Below are 17,384 nucleotides of genomic sequence, written 5' to 3' on the forward strand. Positions count from 1 at the left end.
TTCCGCCGTGCATTTGCTCAGCCCTGCGTTCCTTTTTTCAGCGGCTCCTCACGCATCAGCAGCGACAGGATAAAGGCCAGCACCATGACGCAGGCCGCCATCATAAATGCCGCATGAATCGCCGCGCTAAACGCCTGCAGATAATCGTGCCGGATATCAGCCGGCAGCTGGTTTAGTGCCGCGGGCGAGATCCCGGGAGGCAGCTGGGTTCCGGCCGGCATCAGCGCTTCAAGCTGCGATTTCAGCACCTGACTGAAAATGGTGCCAAACAGCGCTACGCCAATTGAGCCGCCAATCGAACGAAACAGCGTCACCGACGAGGTGGCTACGCCGGTTAGCGCCGGTTCAATGCTGTTCTGCACCACCAGCACCAGTATCTGCATCACCATGCCCAGCCCCATCCCCAGCACCGCACTGAACAACTGAAGCTGCCACAACGGCGAGGTAAGGGTAATGGTGGTCAACAGTGCCAGCCCGGCGGTCGCCAGCAAGGTACCGACGATCGGGAACAGGCGATAACGCCCGGTTTTGCTGATGATGCGTCCGCTGATAATAGAGGTGGTCAGCAAGCCGCCCATCAGCGGCAGCAGCTGCAGGCCCGCCTCGGTTGGCGTGGCGCCTTTCACCACCTGCAGATAGAGCGGCAAAAAGGTGACGCTGCCAAACAGCGACAGACCAATAATGAAGCCGATCAGGCTACTCAGCACAAAGCTGCGGTTGCGGAACAGCGTCAACGGAATAATCGGCTCCCACGCCCGCCGCTCTTCATAGATAAAACCAATGCAGCCGACCAGGCCGAACGCCAGAATGCACCACAGTTGCGGGTCGGACCATGGCCGGATGGTGCCCCCCTCGCTGGTAAACAGGGTAATGCCCAGCAGCGCCATACTCAGGCAGATCGCCCCTGGATAATCAATTTCGTGCCGGGTGCGTTTACCGCCTGAATTAAAGACGATGCCGATCACCAGCAGGGCGAACAGACCGAGCGGCAGATTGATATAGAAGATCCAGCGCCAGGAGACGTGCTGCACAATCGCACCGCCCAGCAGCGGTCCCAGCACCGTGGCCAGCCCGAACACGCCGCCGAATAAGCCCTGATATTTTCCCCGTTCAGCCGGGGGGATCACATCAGCCACTGCCGCCATACTGACCACCATCAGCCCGCCGCCACCCAGTCCCTGCAGCGCACGGGTCAGCACCAGCTGCGTCATATTCTGCGCCAGACCACACAGCGCGGAGCCCAGCAGAAACAGCACGATCGCAATCTGCAGCACCCGTTTGCGGCCAAACAGATCGCCGAACTTTCCGTACAGCGGCACCACAATAGTCGATGACAAGGTGTAGGCCGTGACGATCCATGACAGCCGATCCAGCCCTCCCAGCTCGCCGGTGATGGTTGGCAGCGCAGTGGAGACGATGGTCTGATCCAGCGCCGCCAGCAGCATCACCAGCAGCAGCGCGCTAAATAATAGCCGCACCGGGGGCGCTTTCCCGTTGGGCTGTTCCTGCATTCCGGTCACCTTATCAAACAAAATTCACCCTATCCTGTTGTTTTTGATGGAAACATAATGGTGTCTGGTAAAAAAACGCCCCTCAGAATTCCACAAATACAGCTGTTTTCCAACGGGATATCAACAGACTGGTTGAATAAACAATCGGTTCACCACCGCAGAAGTTCGCATTATCGCGGCTCAGCGCCAGGTGCAATCTGGCGCTCCCAGGCAGAACGCACAGGACTCAGGCGACGGATTGCTGCGTAGTTTTCGCCGCAGCAGCTTAAGCAGACTGGCCATCCAGCGCGGTTCATTCATGCCCTTGCATAAATCGTTCATCATGGATGAACACACGTGCCGCATTGGCGCGCAGACGTTCATAAGTCGTATGGTCGCCCCGGCGTTGCGCAATGATCATCATTGCTGCACTGACTTCAGGATTGTTATGAACCGCGAGCCACTTTTCTCCCCAGATGTAAAACTCCCCTACCGCCTGAGATCTTTGCAAAAATCCTGGCGTATTGGCTATCAGCAGGTGTTGATCGTAGTCCAGCCGTTCTGCCTGCGTCATCGTTCGCCAGCTCACCACCGGCAACGTGGGTAGCAATCCCTGGTTCATCTCCGCTTCAGCCTGGGTCAGCATCGATTGCGTAATAAAACCTGCTTTCAGTCCAACAACAATCACCCACCCCCCCAGCAAAAGCGGAATCGTGACTGCACGTCCAAAGCCAGATACGTTGACAGGCTGCAGAACTGAATCGGGTAAACCCGTACGAAACAATACAAGCAGCAGCATGAGATGAGGCGTGGAAAGATAGAGTGGATTCTCCAGCATCATATGGATCACCACAGGCAGACCCGTCAATGGTAGCAGCCAGCCAGCCCTGTCCGGATCGAGTGAGTCACGCAGCCGAAGGATGAGTGGCCAAATCCAGATACCGGCTAATAACAGCAAGCCTGCCAGGGCAATGATTCCGCCTTCGGCCCAGACATACAACGCTTCATTATGCGGGTGCGTAACGGTGTCACTCTTTTGTACTAAACCCAGGGCCGCCACCGCCGATGGGAATTGCGCTTCGAAGCTACCCAATCCGCTGCCGGCCCAAGGGTGCTGTTCAATCATTTCAGCCGTCGCTTCAAGCATCAGAACGCGTTCAACGGTAGATTTTTGGTGTATCAAATCGGCGTGCTGTCCTGCGGGCATTGCCCATAAGCCAATGCCTGAACAGCATCCTGCTAACGAGACAATTAACATGCCTTTCCACAACGCCGCTTTAACATTGATTCGCGGCTGGCGTCGCCAGTCGGCTAATCCGGTCAGTAGCATGGATAGAATCACACCGATCATTCCGGTTCGGCTCTGGCTAAGCGTTATTGCCGCGCATAGCGGATACAGGGGAAGTAGCCAAACGAGTCTGCTTCTGCGTGTGGCTGCGGTAAGCGCAAGATAGAGCGTTACTGCTGCGCCCGTAGCCAGCCAGCTTGCCAGCAGGTTACGCTGCTGAAAAATGCCATAGGGTGAAGTGCCATAAAAATCCATCAAACGCAGGGCGATCTCCGGCAGCCAGGCCTGCATCATGGCTTCGCCAGCCTGCAGCAGAGAAGATAAAACCACCAAAGCAAGTAAAATGCGTCGCTTAGACGACGTAAGGCTCACCTGACAGAGAGCCAGACAAAACAGCAGCGCTCCAGCGATTCCTGTCAGACGTGGCACGGCATGGTTTCGCCACAAAGCGGATGATGTCCAGCACCATGGCAGCCACAGCATAGCGACTGCCAAAAAAGCGATGAACATGAAACGTGATATCAGGATCTCTCCGCTTCGCAACACATTCAGGAGTGCAGATAAACTGCACAAAAGCATCACACTCCATGCAAGGATGTTCTGAGGCATTTCCAGCCCTGTTCCGCCATTATTTCCGAAATAAATCGGCAGAATAACAATCAGGTAAAGCGTGATGAGAGTCAGCGTTAATGCGCCGCGTGAGAGAAAAAACAGCTTCAACTCAGCTGCCCATTTTCGTTGCGTCTTGCGGATTATGTTCATTTTCAGTTCAGTCGGGATGTTAAGTTGCTTTAAGCGCGGGAAGTGATAATAAACACCGGGCATGATGGTTTCATATTGTGGCAATTAAAAAATGACGACCGTAACGCCAGGCGTTATTAAACCGTCACCAGCATCTTCTGATGCTGGCTGCTCTTCGCCCGTTTATCTATGCCAGAGGAGTTATCATTACAGAAAGATGAAACAATTCCGCGCCTGAACGCGGCGTGTTCAGATGAGCAGCGCAGCAGGCAATATACAGCTTTCCACCCACCAGCCAAAAACCCTGACGGTAATTAATATAAATTCATTGCCAGAATATTTATCATTATCAGTAAAGCCTGTTAAAAAATCAGCAGTCGGCGGTTCTGCTACACAATCTCTCCAGGCAGGGTATGGCGGTATACAGTTGTGTTATTGCTCGCATCGCCCAGGCCTCTTCTTTACGATCGCTGATGCCGAGTTTGTCGACGGCTTTATATTTATGGGCGAGGACTGTTTTGCTATCAATATTTAACACACGGGAAACATCGCTGGTTCTTTTGCCTTTCCCCAGTTCCGCCATAACCCGAAGTTGCCGTTTACTCATCCATTTCCTGACAAAAAACCGCTTAAATTGTTTTTGTACCAGGCACGATGAAATCATCTCCGCCAATTGCTGAACGCTCACTGTAGAGGGAATTAATGAAATCCCTTCTACAATGGCATCCTCGCCGCAAAAAGTGGCAGGCAATTCCTCGCTGATAATAACCTGTTTAATTTTATTGTGATTCCTCCGAATTTTCAGAATATCCGGAATACTTTCATAAAGCTCATTAGCGGTGTTAAATAGCCATATGACTGCCTTTGGATTAAACTCATCGACTACAGACTGAACCTCTGCTTCCTTAGACGTTACCTTGAGATGTACAGAGTGATTGCTGGCTAAAATATGCCGTACGCCCATTACGGCGTAATCATTGCCGGCAATCATCATCACCTTATCAATCTCCACGGAGGAGATATTCATGCGCGGTTTCAAATAATATTCACTGCCGCTTTTTTCATCTGACAGGTATCTGACGTTATTTCTGATGTTGCCGTCCCAAAAGTCAGGAATAACTAAATTATTGCAATGATGGCGAACGCTAGCATTTCTCATATCCAGAGCCTCTCAAATTCGTACCGGTTTATCGCCACCGTTAAAAGGGTGAGATCAACAAGTCACGAACGGTATCGGTGATGAGAGTAATTATGTCCCGCCAGCGCCGGGACCAGTTCATTATATTTTATATTGCTTGATATATAAATTTATACTCTGACAATATAAGCGTTAGCAGCTTAAATCTCTGGATGAACGACTTTCTGAATCAGCAGGTCGACGCGGCGTAAACAACATAGCATGACTCAGCAGCGGCTGCAGGTTCAGGCAAAGGATCAATCAGGTTAGCCTGAAGTCATGGCTTTACCGTTTAACGCATAAATGTCGGGGCCCCACCATATTGCCAATCAGATACCCATTGTTCAGTTTAACCACAACCAGGTGGTCGGTCTGCTCTGAGGTATGCGAGTAGATATATTTAGTGAAAACGGCATCATCCAGATCATCACCTTTGTATTTAGCGACGTTAACTTTGCTTAACGCAAAATTTTTCTGGTCGGTTTTGTCAAAAGAAAAATGCATAAATCGTTCAAATGAGTAAAGTTTACCCGTTTCTGCAATTTTACGCGCTTCGCCGGAAAACATAACGTTGCCCTGCCCGTTACTGGAAAAAGTAACGGACATAGTGCCTTTCAGGTATTCCCAGACACCATCGTTCGGTACAGTATAAAATGTTGATACGCAATCTACTCTGTTATCTCTTTTCTTCAAAAAACCAAAAAACGCCAGAGTGATCGCCAGAATAATAATGACGACAAATACAGTCCTAAACCTTTGGAAATTCATAAACATCATAGCATCCTGCGAATTTTTGACTGCCATCTTTTTGATAAGTACACCGGGTTATAAACGCTGCGCCCTGGCCATTTAAAACAACCTCATCGGAAGGATGATAAATATATACATCATTACCGATACAAGGCGCATATTTATCTATCATCTCTTTAGCAAGCCTTAATTTAACTTCAGCGGTTTCAGGTGAATTTTGATACAGCATATAAACATTGCAACGCCCAACACCACCTATTTTGAAAACATTATTTTCATCCCATCCACCACGATTGATAAATGCGTAACCGATTATCGTAATGGCCAGTAAACAGACAGCAGAGGTTATAATAATCTTGTTACCCGGTTTTTTATTTTCAATGACTACCGGCTTCCCGACGACATCCAGCTGCTGAACCTTCAGATTTTCAGGCATTAAAAAGCCCGCGCGGGTTATTGTTTTGATCAATTCACCTTGAAAACCAAGTTGCTCAAATTTTTTTCTGAGCAAGGAAACATACTGATTCAAGGTATTATTGGACGCATTAGCGCCGTAATTGCTCCATATCTCATCAAAAATATGCTCCCGGCTCATCACCTTACCCCGGTTTTCCAGCAACAAGCACAGTATTCGTGAGGCTGTCAGCGGAAGTTGCGTTTTTTCATTTTCACTTAAACGATGCCAGATAGCGTTATTGGCTTCATCGTAAAAGAAATCCTCTTCAATGATGTACATCATTCCTCTTCGAACCCATGATTAACAAAAACAGGATCTATTTTTTGCGTTCTAAACCGACCCGATGAAACCGGATACTCTTACGGTTAAATTCTACGACCGCGATCACGGTATTTTCTCTGACTGCCGCATTCTCCCTGAGTTAAGACAGGCGGCAAGGTGGCCTGTTCTTCGTGACAATGATCAACGCTTTCGCGTGAGACAGTCACCTGATCCCTGTATGCCCTGAACAGCAGAATATGACGGTCTCTGCCGTTTTAAAATTATGCACCGCAACAGTAATAACATCAGGCTGCAAACTATTCAGTCTGATTTTAAAAAATTGCGTACATTTAAGCAGGTACCGGGATTGATACTAACCGATGCAAAAATATCAATCAAAGAAGATGGAGGAACAAGGTTGAACAGCAGCGGCAGTTCGCTGACTTCATGCCGTCTGTAGATGATGATGCAGTCCGCACCGGCACGCTCAACGCTATGCAAGAGAGGCCCCCCTTCATCAGATGAAGCCCTTCGACAGACTGATACCTCACCACTGATATCACTATGCATAACCGGGCGGCAGCCGGCCCGGTTTTAGCAGACAGAGTCTCATTCCGCGTTATGCGCGCGGGTTTCTTTCCAGCAACTCAATGCGGGCGCTGATTCCGGGTTATCAGCCGCGAAAATGCTGGCTACAGTCGGCAGCCGACATCAGACCGATGAAATAATTAACGCGCGTTACTGTCATCTTTAGGCCTGTGTTTAAAAAAGCGTTTTATCAGGATAGGCGCATTTTGGCTGGTCAACACCACATCATTCAAACTCACCTGGACAGGCAGACTTAAGCAGTGATGCAGTTCCGCTCAGACACTGTGCTGAGGCAGCTTCTCTCCTCGCAGGTGGTATTCCATTACCGTATAAGGGCGTACACCTGGCGGCAGAGGATGTTCACCATAGACGGTTTTGGCCAGGGCATAGGCAACGACCTCTCCCCCTTCGCCGGGCAAACGCATACCATCCTTAACGATCGCAGGCATATCATCATCAGCACGTAAAATCATGGGAGGCACCCGGCTGATAACTGTTCCGTCGACAACCTCTTCAGTCATCGAGAGCATGACCGGCTGCCCCGCTGACACGGCTTTCCCGTTGCGTACCCGATACCAGACAATGCCGTTTGCCGATTTCAGCGGCTTGCGCCCTGTCGCCAGCGAACGAATTTTTCTCTCCCCCTGCATCACCTTTTGCGCGACAGCAACCTGTACGGCTTTAACAAAGTCAGCCTGTGCCCGTCCGGCTTCTTTTGGCTTCAGGCGAACGGCTGTGCTCAGGCCATCTTTGATGCCTGCCTGGAAGGTGACATTATCAATATCGATACCGGCATCGCGCCAGTCATCCAGCCGGGCATGAAGTCCTTTAGCCATCATCACTCCGGCAATATAGGCCTGACGGTTCGCCGCGCTTTTCAGGTCTGGCGTGATTTGCTGGTGCATTTTTTCACGCAGTTCTGCCAGCGTGGTGGCAGCTTGTTTCAGCTCATCACTGCGGCGGTTAAGCGCCTGTTCCAGCTCGCTGGCTGCCTGTTCCTTCTGTTTGAGTGAATTCAAAAGCTCTGTGACCGTATTTTGACTTCCGGTCAGGGCATTGTTTTTATGGATCAGCTCGACCTGATTTTTCGCCAGATTTTGCTTTAACACCAACAGTTCCCGATCGCGTTCTGAAAGTTTTTGCTCAAGCGCCTTAATATTTTGCTGCTGTTGCTGACGCTGTTTAACATCCGTAGCAGTCAGCAACTGTAGCTTGTCCTCCCGCTGTTTAAGATCGGTGTTCAGATCGCTAATCTGACCGTTCAGCCTGGCAACCTGTTGCTGGCTTTGTTGTAACGCATCTTGCAGGGCGGCAACCTCCGGTGATTCGGATGAGGCGGGGTTTTTTACCTGGGCACTTTCTGCTACTGCAGGTTGACTGCTGGCTACTGCTGCAGGATGATTGCTGGCCTGTGCCAGGGCATCCTCCAGTTGCTTGTTCAGCTGTTTAATGGTTTCAACATCTGTTTTATGCTGGCTGGACAGTGTATTTATCCGCCGCTGCAAAATTAAATCAGCAACCGGCTGCTCTTTCCTTTTTCCAGGCTGTTTCAGATTAGAAATGCCCGTTTCCGCTTCATTTGTTGCCGGTTGCGGTGCTGACTCAGCATGATGATGAGCCGCCACCATCGCTTCGAGGCTCCAGCTTTCATCAGACGGCTGTGATAACAGGGACTCGGCGGCAGATGAAGAGATCGTTCCCGCAGCAACCCACTCAGGCAGGATCAAAAAGAGAGCAACGGCAACCAGTCTTAAAGGTGAAGTGAAGCAGCGCACAGCTGTTATCCTTAGCGAACGTCAATAGCCTGGTTAATCAGGGTCTGGGCCAGCGCGCCCTTGATGCGATAACAAAGGTTGACCAGCGCGTACTGAAAGCGCGGACGGGCCAGCTCTGCCACCTCCGGGCTGACGTCATCTTTCACCGACATAAACCCGGCGGAACTTTTCATTAGCCCGTCGTATTGCGCCAGATATTTGCGATATTCGGTCATGTTGACGGTGCGCAGGGATTCCAGATCGCGATTGCACTGAGCAAGGGGAGATAAAGACGACCTCACTTCATTTGTTACTGACTCAGGCGAAACCTTTTCTCTTTCTGGAGTGGGTTGGGATTTGAGCGCCACATTTTCCCGTGCGCTGCAACCCGCAATGCTCGTCATCATCACCATGGTGATCAAACAAAACCCGCAAATAATAAATTTTTTCATTCTATTCACCCGGAACACTTATTGATAGTTCACCACCAGCGGTGCTGAGCCAGAAAAAGCCCCTTCCGTTGGCGTGCCTTCAAGTGTTGCAGTAATTTTCAGCGCACTGATCCCCGAGGGAACCGCCTGCGTCGCACTTAATTCTTTATTATTGATTTTTAAGCCTGCCTGCATACCATTGGACAAGGGAATGCTATTAGTGCCATTAACAGACTGAAAACTAATATTCATCGCTGCGGTACAGGAAAGACTAACGCTATTTTCTGCCTTTGCTCCCGCGGCACTCTTTTTGGCAATATCACCAAAAGGGATATCTACAGAAGCATTTTTAAACGAACAGGTTTCATTGTTCGGCATCGGGAATAAACAGGCTCCGGACATTGATGGCGGTGTCCAGAACCTGTTATAAAAACCAATGTGATGCAATACCACGCCAAAACATACATCTTTTGGATAAACATGCTGCGTACCGCCAGCTTGTGAAAATGAACCTGTGATATTACCAACGTGACTTGAAAGCTCACGTAGCGTCCATGCGCCATTAATATCATTTGGTGAAATGAATGTAGGGAGCCCGGTACCTGTACCGTCTGTCGTGTGAATGGCGAAAATAGCCAGCCGGCAATGCGTGCCACCCCAATAATCAGCCTCACATTTGTCTGCAAAATCTGGCATATCCATTAATTTAGTATCAGCTAGTTTGTCATCAACAAAGATATTTCCAACGGCGACAGAAGCTTCGTAGTATTGAGACGCCGGCCCTACTTTATAAATATAGGGCCATGCTATCATCGCAGCCTGCGAATGCGTGATAATATTTAAAATCAAAAAAATACCCATTAATATTTTTTTTGTGTTCATTTTCCACATCCAGATTAATTTAATAAGACGAAGACCCAAATAAAGAAATATTTAAGTCATGGGGCGTCCTGGTTTTATTGATGTCAGCGAACAAAAAACTATGGATATTCCAGTAAAAACGTGGTCACAGCTTCAAAGGTGCCCTTCCCGACAGTTCTGTTTTTAACCCCTGCATCACTGGCCTGAATATAAGATGAAAACTTCAACTCAGTGGTGCCGGAATTTAACGGATATCCTCTGGTTTGCTGATTAACCGCAATATCGCCGCCATCCGCGGCCTGAATACCAATGGCCAGATGGTCAACACCATTCCGGCTGGACAAGGCGAGTAGCCCTGGCTGTTCTGCATCTTCAGTACCGGTAAAGGTCACTTTCACCTGGCTCCCCAGCGACAGGTCGCAATCCTTTAGCAGAATATGAAACGGAAACTGCCAGGTGCGCGGCGGGGTGTAAAAATAAAAGTTTTTATCCGGAATGGTGCCGAAATCAACCAGCACATTCTCGCCGTCGCCACCGGTGGCCACGGTACAGGGTTCTGCCACCAGCGTGCCTTTGAAGTCCACATCCGAAGAGGCCGCCTGCACCGGCATATGCAGCATAACGCTCAACAAGACCAGCAACATAAATAGCCTGTTCATGCGACCTCCACGGTGAGTTTCACCGTCGCGCTAAAAGGACGGGCGTCTAACTCTGTAGCCGGATCTTTAACCGGAACCGCCGTCAGTACGGGTACCGCTTTATAGCCGAAGCGAACGGCCTGATTAAGTTTTTGTGGCTTGCCATTGCTTTGTAGCTGGATGCCCAGTCCGTTGACGTCCGTTTCTACCGCTGATTCATCAAATGCGACGGCCTTGCCTTCAATTTTTAGTGTCAGGTCAGGTACATCTGCCCCCGCATAGTTAGTGCACGACACCGTAAAAGGGACGGGTTGCTGATAACGCTTGCCATCGATTTTATGGATCCCGACTGCGTCACCAAAATTCACCAGCTGCCGGCCGTTGTTGGCATTGATGGAACACTCAACCACCCTTAGCGTACCGTGAAACTTTGCCGGGCCTTCAATGGGAGCGGCATACAGCGCAGGTGCAAGTAATAATCCGCCAATCAAAACCGAATAAAACCAGCCGCTACGGGTTTTGTTTACCATTTCCATTCCATTACCTCAGGGTATTTGCACCGCCAGCGTGGCCGTTGCGTTAAAATCCCCGCCGGCAAATTTAGCCCCTGGCTCTCTCACCAGCATGGCCAGCATTTGATAGGTTCCTGCCCCTTTACTCAGCGGATACCAGGTGCTGGGTACAATGTTTGACATATTACTATCATTAATCGCCACGATAACGCCTAAACTCGGGACATCGGTTGACAGCGCTAAATTATTAAAGGATGAGGCATTACCTTTAAACTGATACTCCACTCCGCCGGTAAACCCGTTGGTGCAGGAAATGGTCATCGAGAAAGGTTGCGCACTGGCACCTGATGAAACAGCCATGTTGGTGCGCGTCTTCCCTTCTGTAATGTCATCAACTTTTACATCGCCAAAATCGACATCTACAGCACTGGCACTGCAGCTACCGGCGATCAGGGTTCCGTGAAACTTCACCGTCGCATCAGCCATCGCCGCCGGAGCCAACAGGCTTGACAGCAGCAGCACCGCACTCACGTTAACCGCGAGATTCTTTATTTTTTTCAGCATGATTTTCTCCTCTTCTCAGCTCATCTGCAGAACCAGCGTGGCCGAGGCGTTAAATTCCCCGCCGGGAAGTTTGACCCCAGGCTTTGTCGTCAACCCGGCGGTAATGTTGAAGCTGCCGGTATTGGATGACAGACCAAACACCTGCTTCACGTCATAAAATGTGTTCAGATCCAGCGCACCGTAAGCCGTGGCGCTGACGTTACTTAATGTGATGCCAAGACCGGGCACATCCGTTGTCAGCGCCTGGTTATCAAACGATGACGGCGTACCGACAATTTTCATTTTTACGGTACCGGCTGGCGGGCTGTCGCAGGTGATTGAGACCGGAACCTGCGCCGTGGCGGAGTAAACCTGATCAACCTGCACGTCGCCAAACTCGACGCTGACGGTCTGTCCGTTGTTCACGCTGCAACTGCTTGCCACGATCGTCCCGCTGATGTTGATAGTCAGTGAATCGCTATCCGCCTGCACTTCACCGATCACGGTCATCAGGCTGCAAAGCAGCAGGAGGCGCACGAGGCGTTTAAAGATGGGGTTTGTCATATCAACCTCAGTCATAGCTCAGCCGGAAATCTGCTACCGCTCGGAACGCGCCCGGCACCATCGGCCCCGGAACACGTTCAGCAACCACCGTCCACGCCAGGCTGTTATCGCCCGGGGTGAGAAGTTGAGGGACACCATGGCTCCCCAGACGAATGTCACGGTTGTGGCTATCAGTCAGGCGCAGAGCAATGCCCTCAACCCCGTTAAGCTTCATCAGCGAAGGATTGCTAAAGTCTGCCGGTGCAGTAAAGGCGACACTGACCACCGGCTGATCCAACCCCTGAATCGTACTGTCGGTGTGCTCATCCATCAGGTGCCCGGATGCCACCAGACAATCCTGCAGCCGCACGCTAAAGGGTACCGGCTGACTGCGCGCGCCAGGCCGGCTGAGATCACCGGAAGCCAGCGTGCCGAGGTCAACCGTCTGGTCCAGCGAATCCATAACCAGTCGGCAGGGGGAGTCGACCAGTTGACCGTAAACGTGCAGCAGGCCATGTTCTCCATCCACGTCCTTAAAGGATGCTCCGACGCTCATTTCGGTTCCGGCTAACAGCATCACAGCACTCAGCAGCAGGGTACCTCCCAGCGTGCCCGTCAGAGCGGATTTCAGCATGCCGGCGCCCGTGCCTGATGTCTCTTTTTTCATATCTGTTTTCCTTATTCCTGCACGGCGGGCCGGGACGTTTTCTGCCTGCCGTGATTATTTAGAGGTGTTTGATGCGACTTTGCAGACAGAGCCATTACAGCTAAAAGTCAGCACCGGCCGGCCGCCCCAGTCGTTGATGTAGGCGATATGTGGCTGACTGCCCAGCGCGGCAGCGCGCACCCCAAGGTCAGCAGAGCTTTGTGGTGCCAGCATCAGCGGCTTCATCTCAGTTTTGCCGTCTGCCACCAGCGTGACGTAATACGGCGTCGGGTTAGTCACCTGATAGCGATCTCCCTGACGCGTCAGGGTCAGCTGTTCCTGCCACGGTGTCTCGCTGCTGGCACCTTTCTTCACCAGGGCAGTCGGGCGATAAAACATTTTCACTCGCGTCTGGAGCGCCAGCTGCAGCACGTTTGCCTTCTGGCTCTTTGGCGGGATTTCACGCAGGTTAAAGTAAAACAACGACTCACGATCCTGCGGCAGTTTTGCTGTGGCATCTGCCGACAGCTGGATTTTCACCAGACTTTTCGCACCCGGTTCAACCCGCTGCAAAGGCGGTAAGGCCATCAACGGCGACTGAATTTTTTGCCCGTTGCTGTCTTCGACCCACGCCTGAGCGAGATACGGCAGTTTGGTATTATCATTGCGGATGTTGACGCTCATGCTCTTCTGGCTGCCATCAAAAATCACCCTGGTTCGGTCAAGTGCCACAGCGGCATTGGCTGCCTGCATAGCCGTCAGGCTCATCAGCGCTACGGTAACCGCAGCCTGCACAGAAGGAAGTAGCTTACTTTTCATGTTGAGTGTCTCTCTGTTATTCAGTGGTGTGAGTGCCGTCCCTGGCCGCACCGCCCTGTGCTTCCTGTTTTACCTGCCGCTCTCCGGCAACAGGCTCTATGCCTGACATTTAGTGGTCAGATTGTTGTGATAGTCCCTGTCCAGCCTTCACTGTCTGACAGGTCAGGAATAACGGTAATCCGCTATCCGCTGCAGGCAGCTTCTGTGGCACCCTGAACTGACAAACCGGGGTTTCATTTTCACGCACTTCCATCTGCACACCCGGTTCAACGCCCGCCAGCCACACGCTGCCGTTGTCATCCACTACGCCTACCTGATGCGTATCGCGCCAGACTACCGAACCGAACGCCGGGCTGCTGCCATCGGCAAACTTCATGACGGCCATCAGCTTGCGGCCCATCATCACATCCAGTTTGCGGTAACCAATGGCTCCCTCGGTCATGGTCAGTTCGGTGAGCGGATGACTGACTTCCATATCATCGCCAAGACTGTCTACATCCACCCCGGCACTGCTGCGCCAGTAGCCATTCATTCCGGTGACGACCGCCTTACCAAAGTGATTGGTGTGCTGCACAACCGAACTGTTTTTCAGCGGGACACCGGCAGCCTCACCGGTATCCAGCATCAGGCGGGTTCCGCCGTTAGTACTGACCGGATGCAGTGCCGCACCGTGGCGGGTAGCGGTAGCCCCACCCTGTACCGAAAGCCCCACTGAGCTATATTCCCCTTCGCTGTAGCTGGCACTCAGTGATCCACGCGCCACGTCGCCGTTATGGGTCAGGTAGCCACTGGCTGTTTTACGGTTTTTCGCATCGGTGCCGGCCTGCAGGCTGTAACTGTTGTTGTTATCAATGCTGTCATACCAGCCAGCGGTCTGTGAGATGCCGCTGCGGGTACTCTGCGCGTTGTAGCTGACGGATCCCCCGTTGCTCCACGGAATGCTCAGGCTCAGGTAGGCACCGTCGTCTTTAACTCCCCAGTACTGGCTGCGATATCCGGTCAGACTAATGCTGATATTTTTCCAGCTGCCAATGTCGAGGTACTGCGACAACGTTACGCTGTAGCGATCCTGATCCGGACGATCCCAGTAGGTCCGGTGGCTATAGTTGCCGAACAGACTCATTTTGTAGTCGCGTAGAGCCTTGCTCATGGTGATGGTGTACAGCTCTTTCTGACGGCCGCGCGTCATACCCCATGACCGGTCATCGAAGCGTGTCTCCAGATAGTCACTCATCGACATAAAGTCTTTCTCGGCGAAGCGGTAACCCGCAAAGGTCACCTGCCCATCAATTTTTTCAAACCGTTTGGAATAGCTCAGGCGGTATGATCCCCCCTGTTTTTTCTCCCCGTTGGGCAGAGTGGCCTGCGACTCGGTCACGTCGAATGACACTGCACCAAAGGCCAGCAAGTCACGCCCAATACCCACAGCCAGCGCGGCATAGTTCTTTGAGCCCACCAGACCGCCAAACAGTGACCAGCCGTTAGAAACCCCCCAGGAGAACTCACCGGTGGCGAACGGATCGCCCTGCACACGGTGCTTCCAGTCTGTCGGCTTCCCGGCAGCCAGCTTGTAGCGCACCATTCCCGGACGTGTCAGGTAAGGGATCTGTGCCGTATCGACTTTAAAGGTCTGCACGCGTCCATCCTGCTCTTCAACCCGCACATCCAGTGTTCCCGCGACGGACTGACTCAGCTCCTGAATACGGAACGGACCCGGTGCCACCTGGCTCTGGTATATCACCCGTCCTTGCTGACTGATGGTGACCTTCGCGTTGGTTCTCGCCACCCCGGTTACCTCAGGCGCATATCCTTGCAGGTTAGGCGGCAGCATATTGTCATCAGTGGCAACACTGGCCCCGACAAAACGAAAGCTATCAAACAGTCCGGAATCGAGATCGGCCTCACCGAGCGTCAGCTTTGCCCCCAGCCCTGGCAGAGCCCGATAGAGGTAATAACGGCTCCACTGAAAATTCTGGCTGGTGTGGCCGCCGGTACTGTACCGTTGCCCCTGCCAGTCAGCACGCAGACGCCATGGGCCAATATTGGCTCCCGCGGTCCCGTTACCACTGACACTGCTGCTGTCGCCGTCACGGGCTGCAAACTGCTGCGTGGCGTTGAGGTTATAGTCAAACAGCAGCCCCGCAATGCCCTCATCCCAGCGCGAAGGAGGATCCCAGTCAGGCGAGGAGTACTCCAGATAAGCCTGAGGAACGGACACACGGAGTGATCCACTGCCCAGATCGCCGGTAGCGGTCATGCCTGGCACCGAGGTCATATTCAGGCACTGCTGGCCGTTCAGTGTTTTCCACGCCAGCTTCCCGGCGACGTCTTCTTTCAAACCCAGCAACTCCACCATCTCGGTGGTCAGACAGGGTTCGCTGCCGTGCGGATCATCTGGCGGAACCGCAAAGGTCACCGTCACTTCGCGGACTTCAGATCCGTTGACTTTCAGCGTCAGTGGATAATCACCCGGCATCACATATCCGGAACGGGCAAAGTGGCTGACGTCAATGTTGCTGCGGTCTTTGACATCCATCACATCAGTGTTGAACTCGGTCACTTCCGCAGCTGCGGGTATCGCTTCCTCACTCAGGGAATCCGCTGACGCAGGCAGGCTGTCTTGCGCCGTTACCCTGCCAGCCGTGCCGCTCAGGGCCAGCGCCAGCATAATTGCCTGCGTCAGCGGATTTAGCGCGGGAAACCTGCCGCCATGACGAAAGGGTTTCATTAGTCGTACTCCATAAAATATCGCAGGGTGGTGTAATAACTTCCCGGTTGAAGTGGATGGCTATCGCCCATTAGTTGCATGCGGTAGTGCAGCGCCATCTTGCCTGGGACAATTTTTATCGGTGGCACGGGTTGATTTGGTGTAACCGGTGTGCCGATCTCATCCAGAATGGCCACCCCTTCGCCGCTCCCGCTCCCCTGCAGAGCGAATAAATTCGGACCATCCGTCGCCCCTTCAAATGTGATCCGCACATCCTTCCAGGGTTGATGCGTCTGGCTGGCGTTTTGATTGAGTACGCAATTGACCAGATGCACGGTGAAAGGCACTTGCGGACCATGACCGTCATTAATCAATTCACTGGCAGGTACGTTTCCCAGTTCTATACTTTGATCGGCATCCGATGTGGCAATCGCGCAGGGGGTGTCGATAATGCTACCCTGCACCTGGATATGCCCATGCCCATGCCCCGCAGCCACTACCGGATGTGCCATGCACAGCAACACCATCGCTGCATAAAAGTGTCTGTTCATCATCATTCAGGTGTGTCGGTGTATGACGGTGCCCGCAGGCGGGCACCGTAGGATTTCAAAGACTCTGAGACTTACTGATAAGAGAGTACGAAGTCAGCGGCACCAGAGAATGAACCTGGAACCACAGGCTGGCCGTCACCTTGCAGGTAAGCAGACATAGCGATGGTGGTATTGTCCGCCGTCAGGGTAGTTGCAGCAGATTCCTGACCCAGCTTGATTTGTTTTTCAGATGCGTCGTTGATAACGATCGCCGCACCACTTGCAGTACCTGAAACACCCCATGCGTCAGGCATGTTAGTATCTGCGGTACCACTCCAGGTTGCAGTCACTGTTTTATAGGTGCTGATATCACAATTTTCGAGCGCAATTTCAAACGGAACCGGAGTAGATTTACCGTTATTTGCCAGAGCTGAATTAGATACCTGTCCCAGGTCAACGGTCTGATCTGCGGTAGCTGGAGAGATTGAGCATGGTGAGTCAATAATTTCACCTTTAAAATGTACGGTACCGTGACCCTGACCACCAACAGTGCCCGATGCCGCAGCATTTGCGAAACCGCTAACCATAGCCATGCTTAAACCCATTGCCAGTGCAATTTTTGAAAACTTCATTTATATTTTCCTGTTT

17 protein-coding genes are annotated in these 17,384 nt (G+C 52.0%); all 17 read right to left on the bottom strand.

Annotated features, from left to right (window positions below):
• Positions 1-17 precede the first annotated feature (17 nt).
• A complete protein-coding gene (locus AC6I8D_RS22390; protein WP_497820976.1) occupies positions 18-1,511 on the bottom strand; it encodes an MDR family MFS transporter in 1,494 nt (497 codons plus the stop codon).
• Between the two features lie 292 nt (positions 1,512-1,803).
• Positions 1,804-3,603 carry an O-antigen ligase family protein gene (locus AC6I8D_RS22395; RefSeq protein ID WP_497820977.1) on the bottom strand — a complete coding sequence of 600 codons (1,800 nt, stop codon included), beginning with the start codon at positions 3,601-3,603 and terminating at the stop codon, positions 1,804-1,806.
• 286 nt (positions 3,604-3,889) lie between these two features.
• The gene (locus AC6I8D_RS22400) at positions 3,890-4,678 is read right to left on the bottom strand and encodes a LuxR C-terminal-related transcriptional regulator (protein ID WP_497820978.1); all 789 of its coding nucleotides are present in this window, start codon (positions 4,676-4,678) and stop codon (positions 3,890-3,892) included.
• 303 nt (positions 4,679-4,981) lie between these two features.
• Positions 4,982-5,473: a FidL-like protein gene (locus tag AC6I8D_RS22405; RefSeq protein ID WP_497820979.1), complete on the bottom strand. Its 492-nt coding sequence runs from the start codon at positions 5,471-5,473 to the stop codon at positions 4,982-4,984.
• Positions 5,445-6,185: a winged helix-turn-helix domain-containing protein gene (locus AC6I8D_RS22410; RefSeq protein ID WP_497820980.1), complete on the bottom strand. Its 741-nt coding sequence runs from the start codon at positions 6,183-6,185 to the stop codon at positions 5,445-5,447. The genes AC6I8D_RS22405 and AC6I8D_RS22410 overlap by 29 nt, the downstream gene beginning before the upstream one ends.
• 842 nt (positions 6,186-7,027) lie before the next feature.
• Positions 7,028-8,527, bottom strand: a complete 1,500-nt coding sequence (locus tag AC6I8D_RS22415; RefSeq protein WP_497820981.1) for a hypothetical protein — start codon at positions 8,525-8,527, stop codon at positions 7,028-7,030.
• An 11-nt stretch (positions 8,528-8,538) separates the two neighbouring features.
• Complete coding sequence (locus AC6I8D_RS22420) at positions 8,539-8,958, bottom strand: YuaE family lipoprotein (RefSeq protein WP_312055636.1); 420 nt, start codon at positions 8,956-8,958, stop codon at positions 8,539-8,541.
• Positions 8,959-8,976: 18 nt separating this feature from the next.
• Entirely contained in the window at positions 8,977-9,819 is an 843-nt protein-coding gene (locus AC6I8D_RS22425; protein WP_312055635.1) for an MrpH family fimbial adhesin, read from the bottom strand.
• A 98-nt stretch (positions 9,820-9,917) separates the two neighbouring features.
• The gene (locus AC6I8D_RS22430) at positions 9,918-10,457 is read right to left on the bottom strand and encodes a fimbrial protein (RefSeq protein WP_312055634.1); all 540 of its coding nucleotides are present in this window, start codon (positions 10,455-10,457) and stop codon (positions 9,918-9,920) included.
• Positions 10,454-10,972 (bottom strand): fimbrial protein, encoded by a 519-nt coding sequence (locus AC6I8D_RS22435; RefSeq protein WP_497820982.1) that lies wholly within the window; start codon positions 10,970-10,972, stop codon positions 10,454-10,456. Before AC6I8D_RS22435 ends, AC6I8D_RS22430 begins: the two co-directional genes overlap by 4 nt.
• A 9-nt stretch (positions 10,973-10,981) precedes the next feature.
• Positions 10,982-11,512, bottom strand: coding sequence for a fimbrial protein (locus tag AC6I8D_RS22440; RefSeq protein ID WP_233988549.1), 531 nt, complete (start codon positions 11,510-11,512; stop codon positions 10,982-10,984).
• 15 nt (positions 11,513-11,527) lie between these two features.
• Positions 11,528-12,055 (bottom strand): fimbrial protein, encoded by a 528-nt coding sequence (locus AC6I8D_RS22445; RefSeq protein WP_312055632.1) that lies wholly within the window; start codon positions 12,053-12,055, stop codon positions 11,528-11,530.
• Positions 12,056-12,062: 7 nt separating this feature from the next.
• The gene (locus AC6I8D_RS22450) at positions 12,063-12,701 is read right to left on the bottom strand and encodes a fimbrial protein (RefSeq protein WP_497820983.1); all 639 of its coding nucleotides are present in this window, start codon (positions 12,699-12,701) and stop codon (positions 12,063-12,065) included.
• A 54-nt stretch (positions 12,702-12,755) separates the two neighbouring features.
• Positions 12,756-13,499 (bottom strand): fimbria/pilus periplasmic chaperone, encoded by a 744-nt coding sequence (locus AC6I8D_RS22455; protein WP_409455995.1) that lies wholly within the window; start codon positions 13,497-13,499, stop codon positions 12,756-12,758.
• 109 nt (positions 13,500-13,608) lie between these two features.
• Positions 13,609-16,227, bottom strand: coding sequence for an outer membrane usher protein (locus tag AC6I8D_RS22460; RefSeq protein ID WP_312757578.1), 2,619 nt, complete (start codon positions 16,225-16,227; stop codon positions 13,609-13,611).
• Positions 16,227-16,763: a fimbrial protein gene (locus AC6I8D_RS22465; RefSeq protein ID WP_312055629.1), complete on the bottom strand. Its 537-nt coding sequence runs from the start codon at positions 16,761-16,763 to the stop codon at positions 16,227-16,229. The genes AC6I8D_RS22460 and AC6I8D_RS22465 overlap by 1 nt, the downstream gene beginning before the upstream one ends.
• 65 nt (positions 16,764-16,828) lie before the next feature.
• Positions 16,829-17,368, bottom strand: coding sequence for a fimbrial protein (locus tag AC6I8D_RS22470; protein ID WP_312055628.1), 540 nt, complete (start codon positions 17,366-17,368; stop codon positions 16,829-16,831).
• Positions 17,369-17,384: the final 16 nt, after the last annotated feature.

Source organism: Pantoea sp. X-Soil-MYKO-1785 (genome assembly GCF_059730675.1).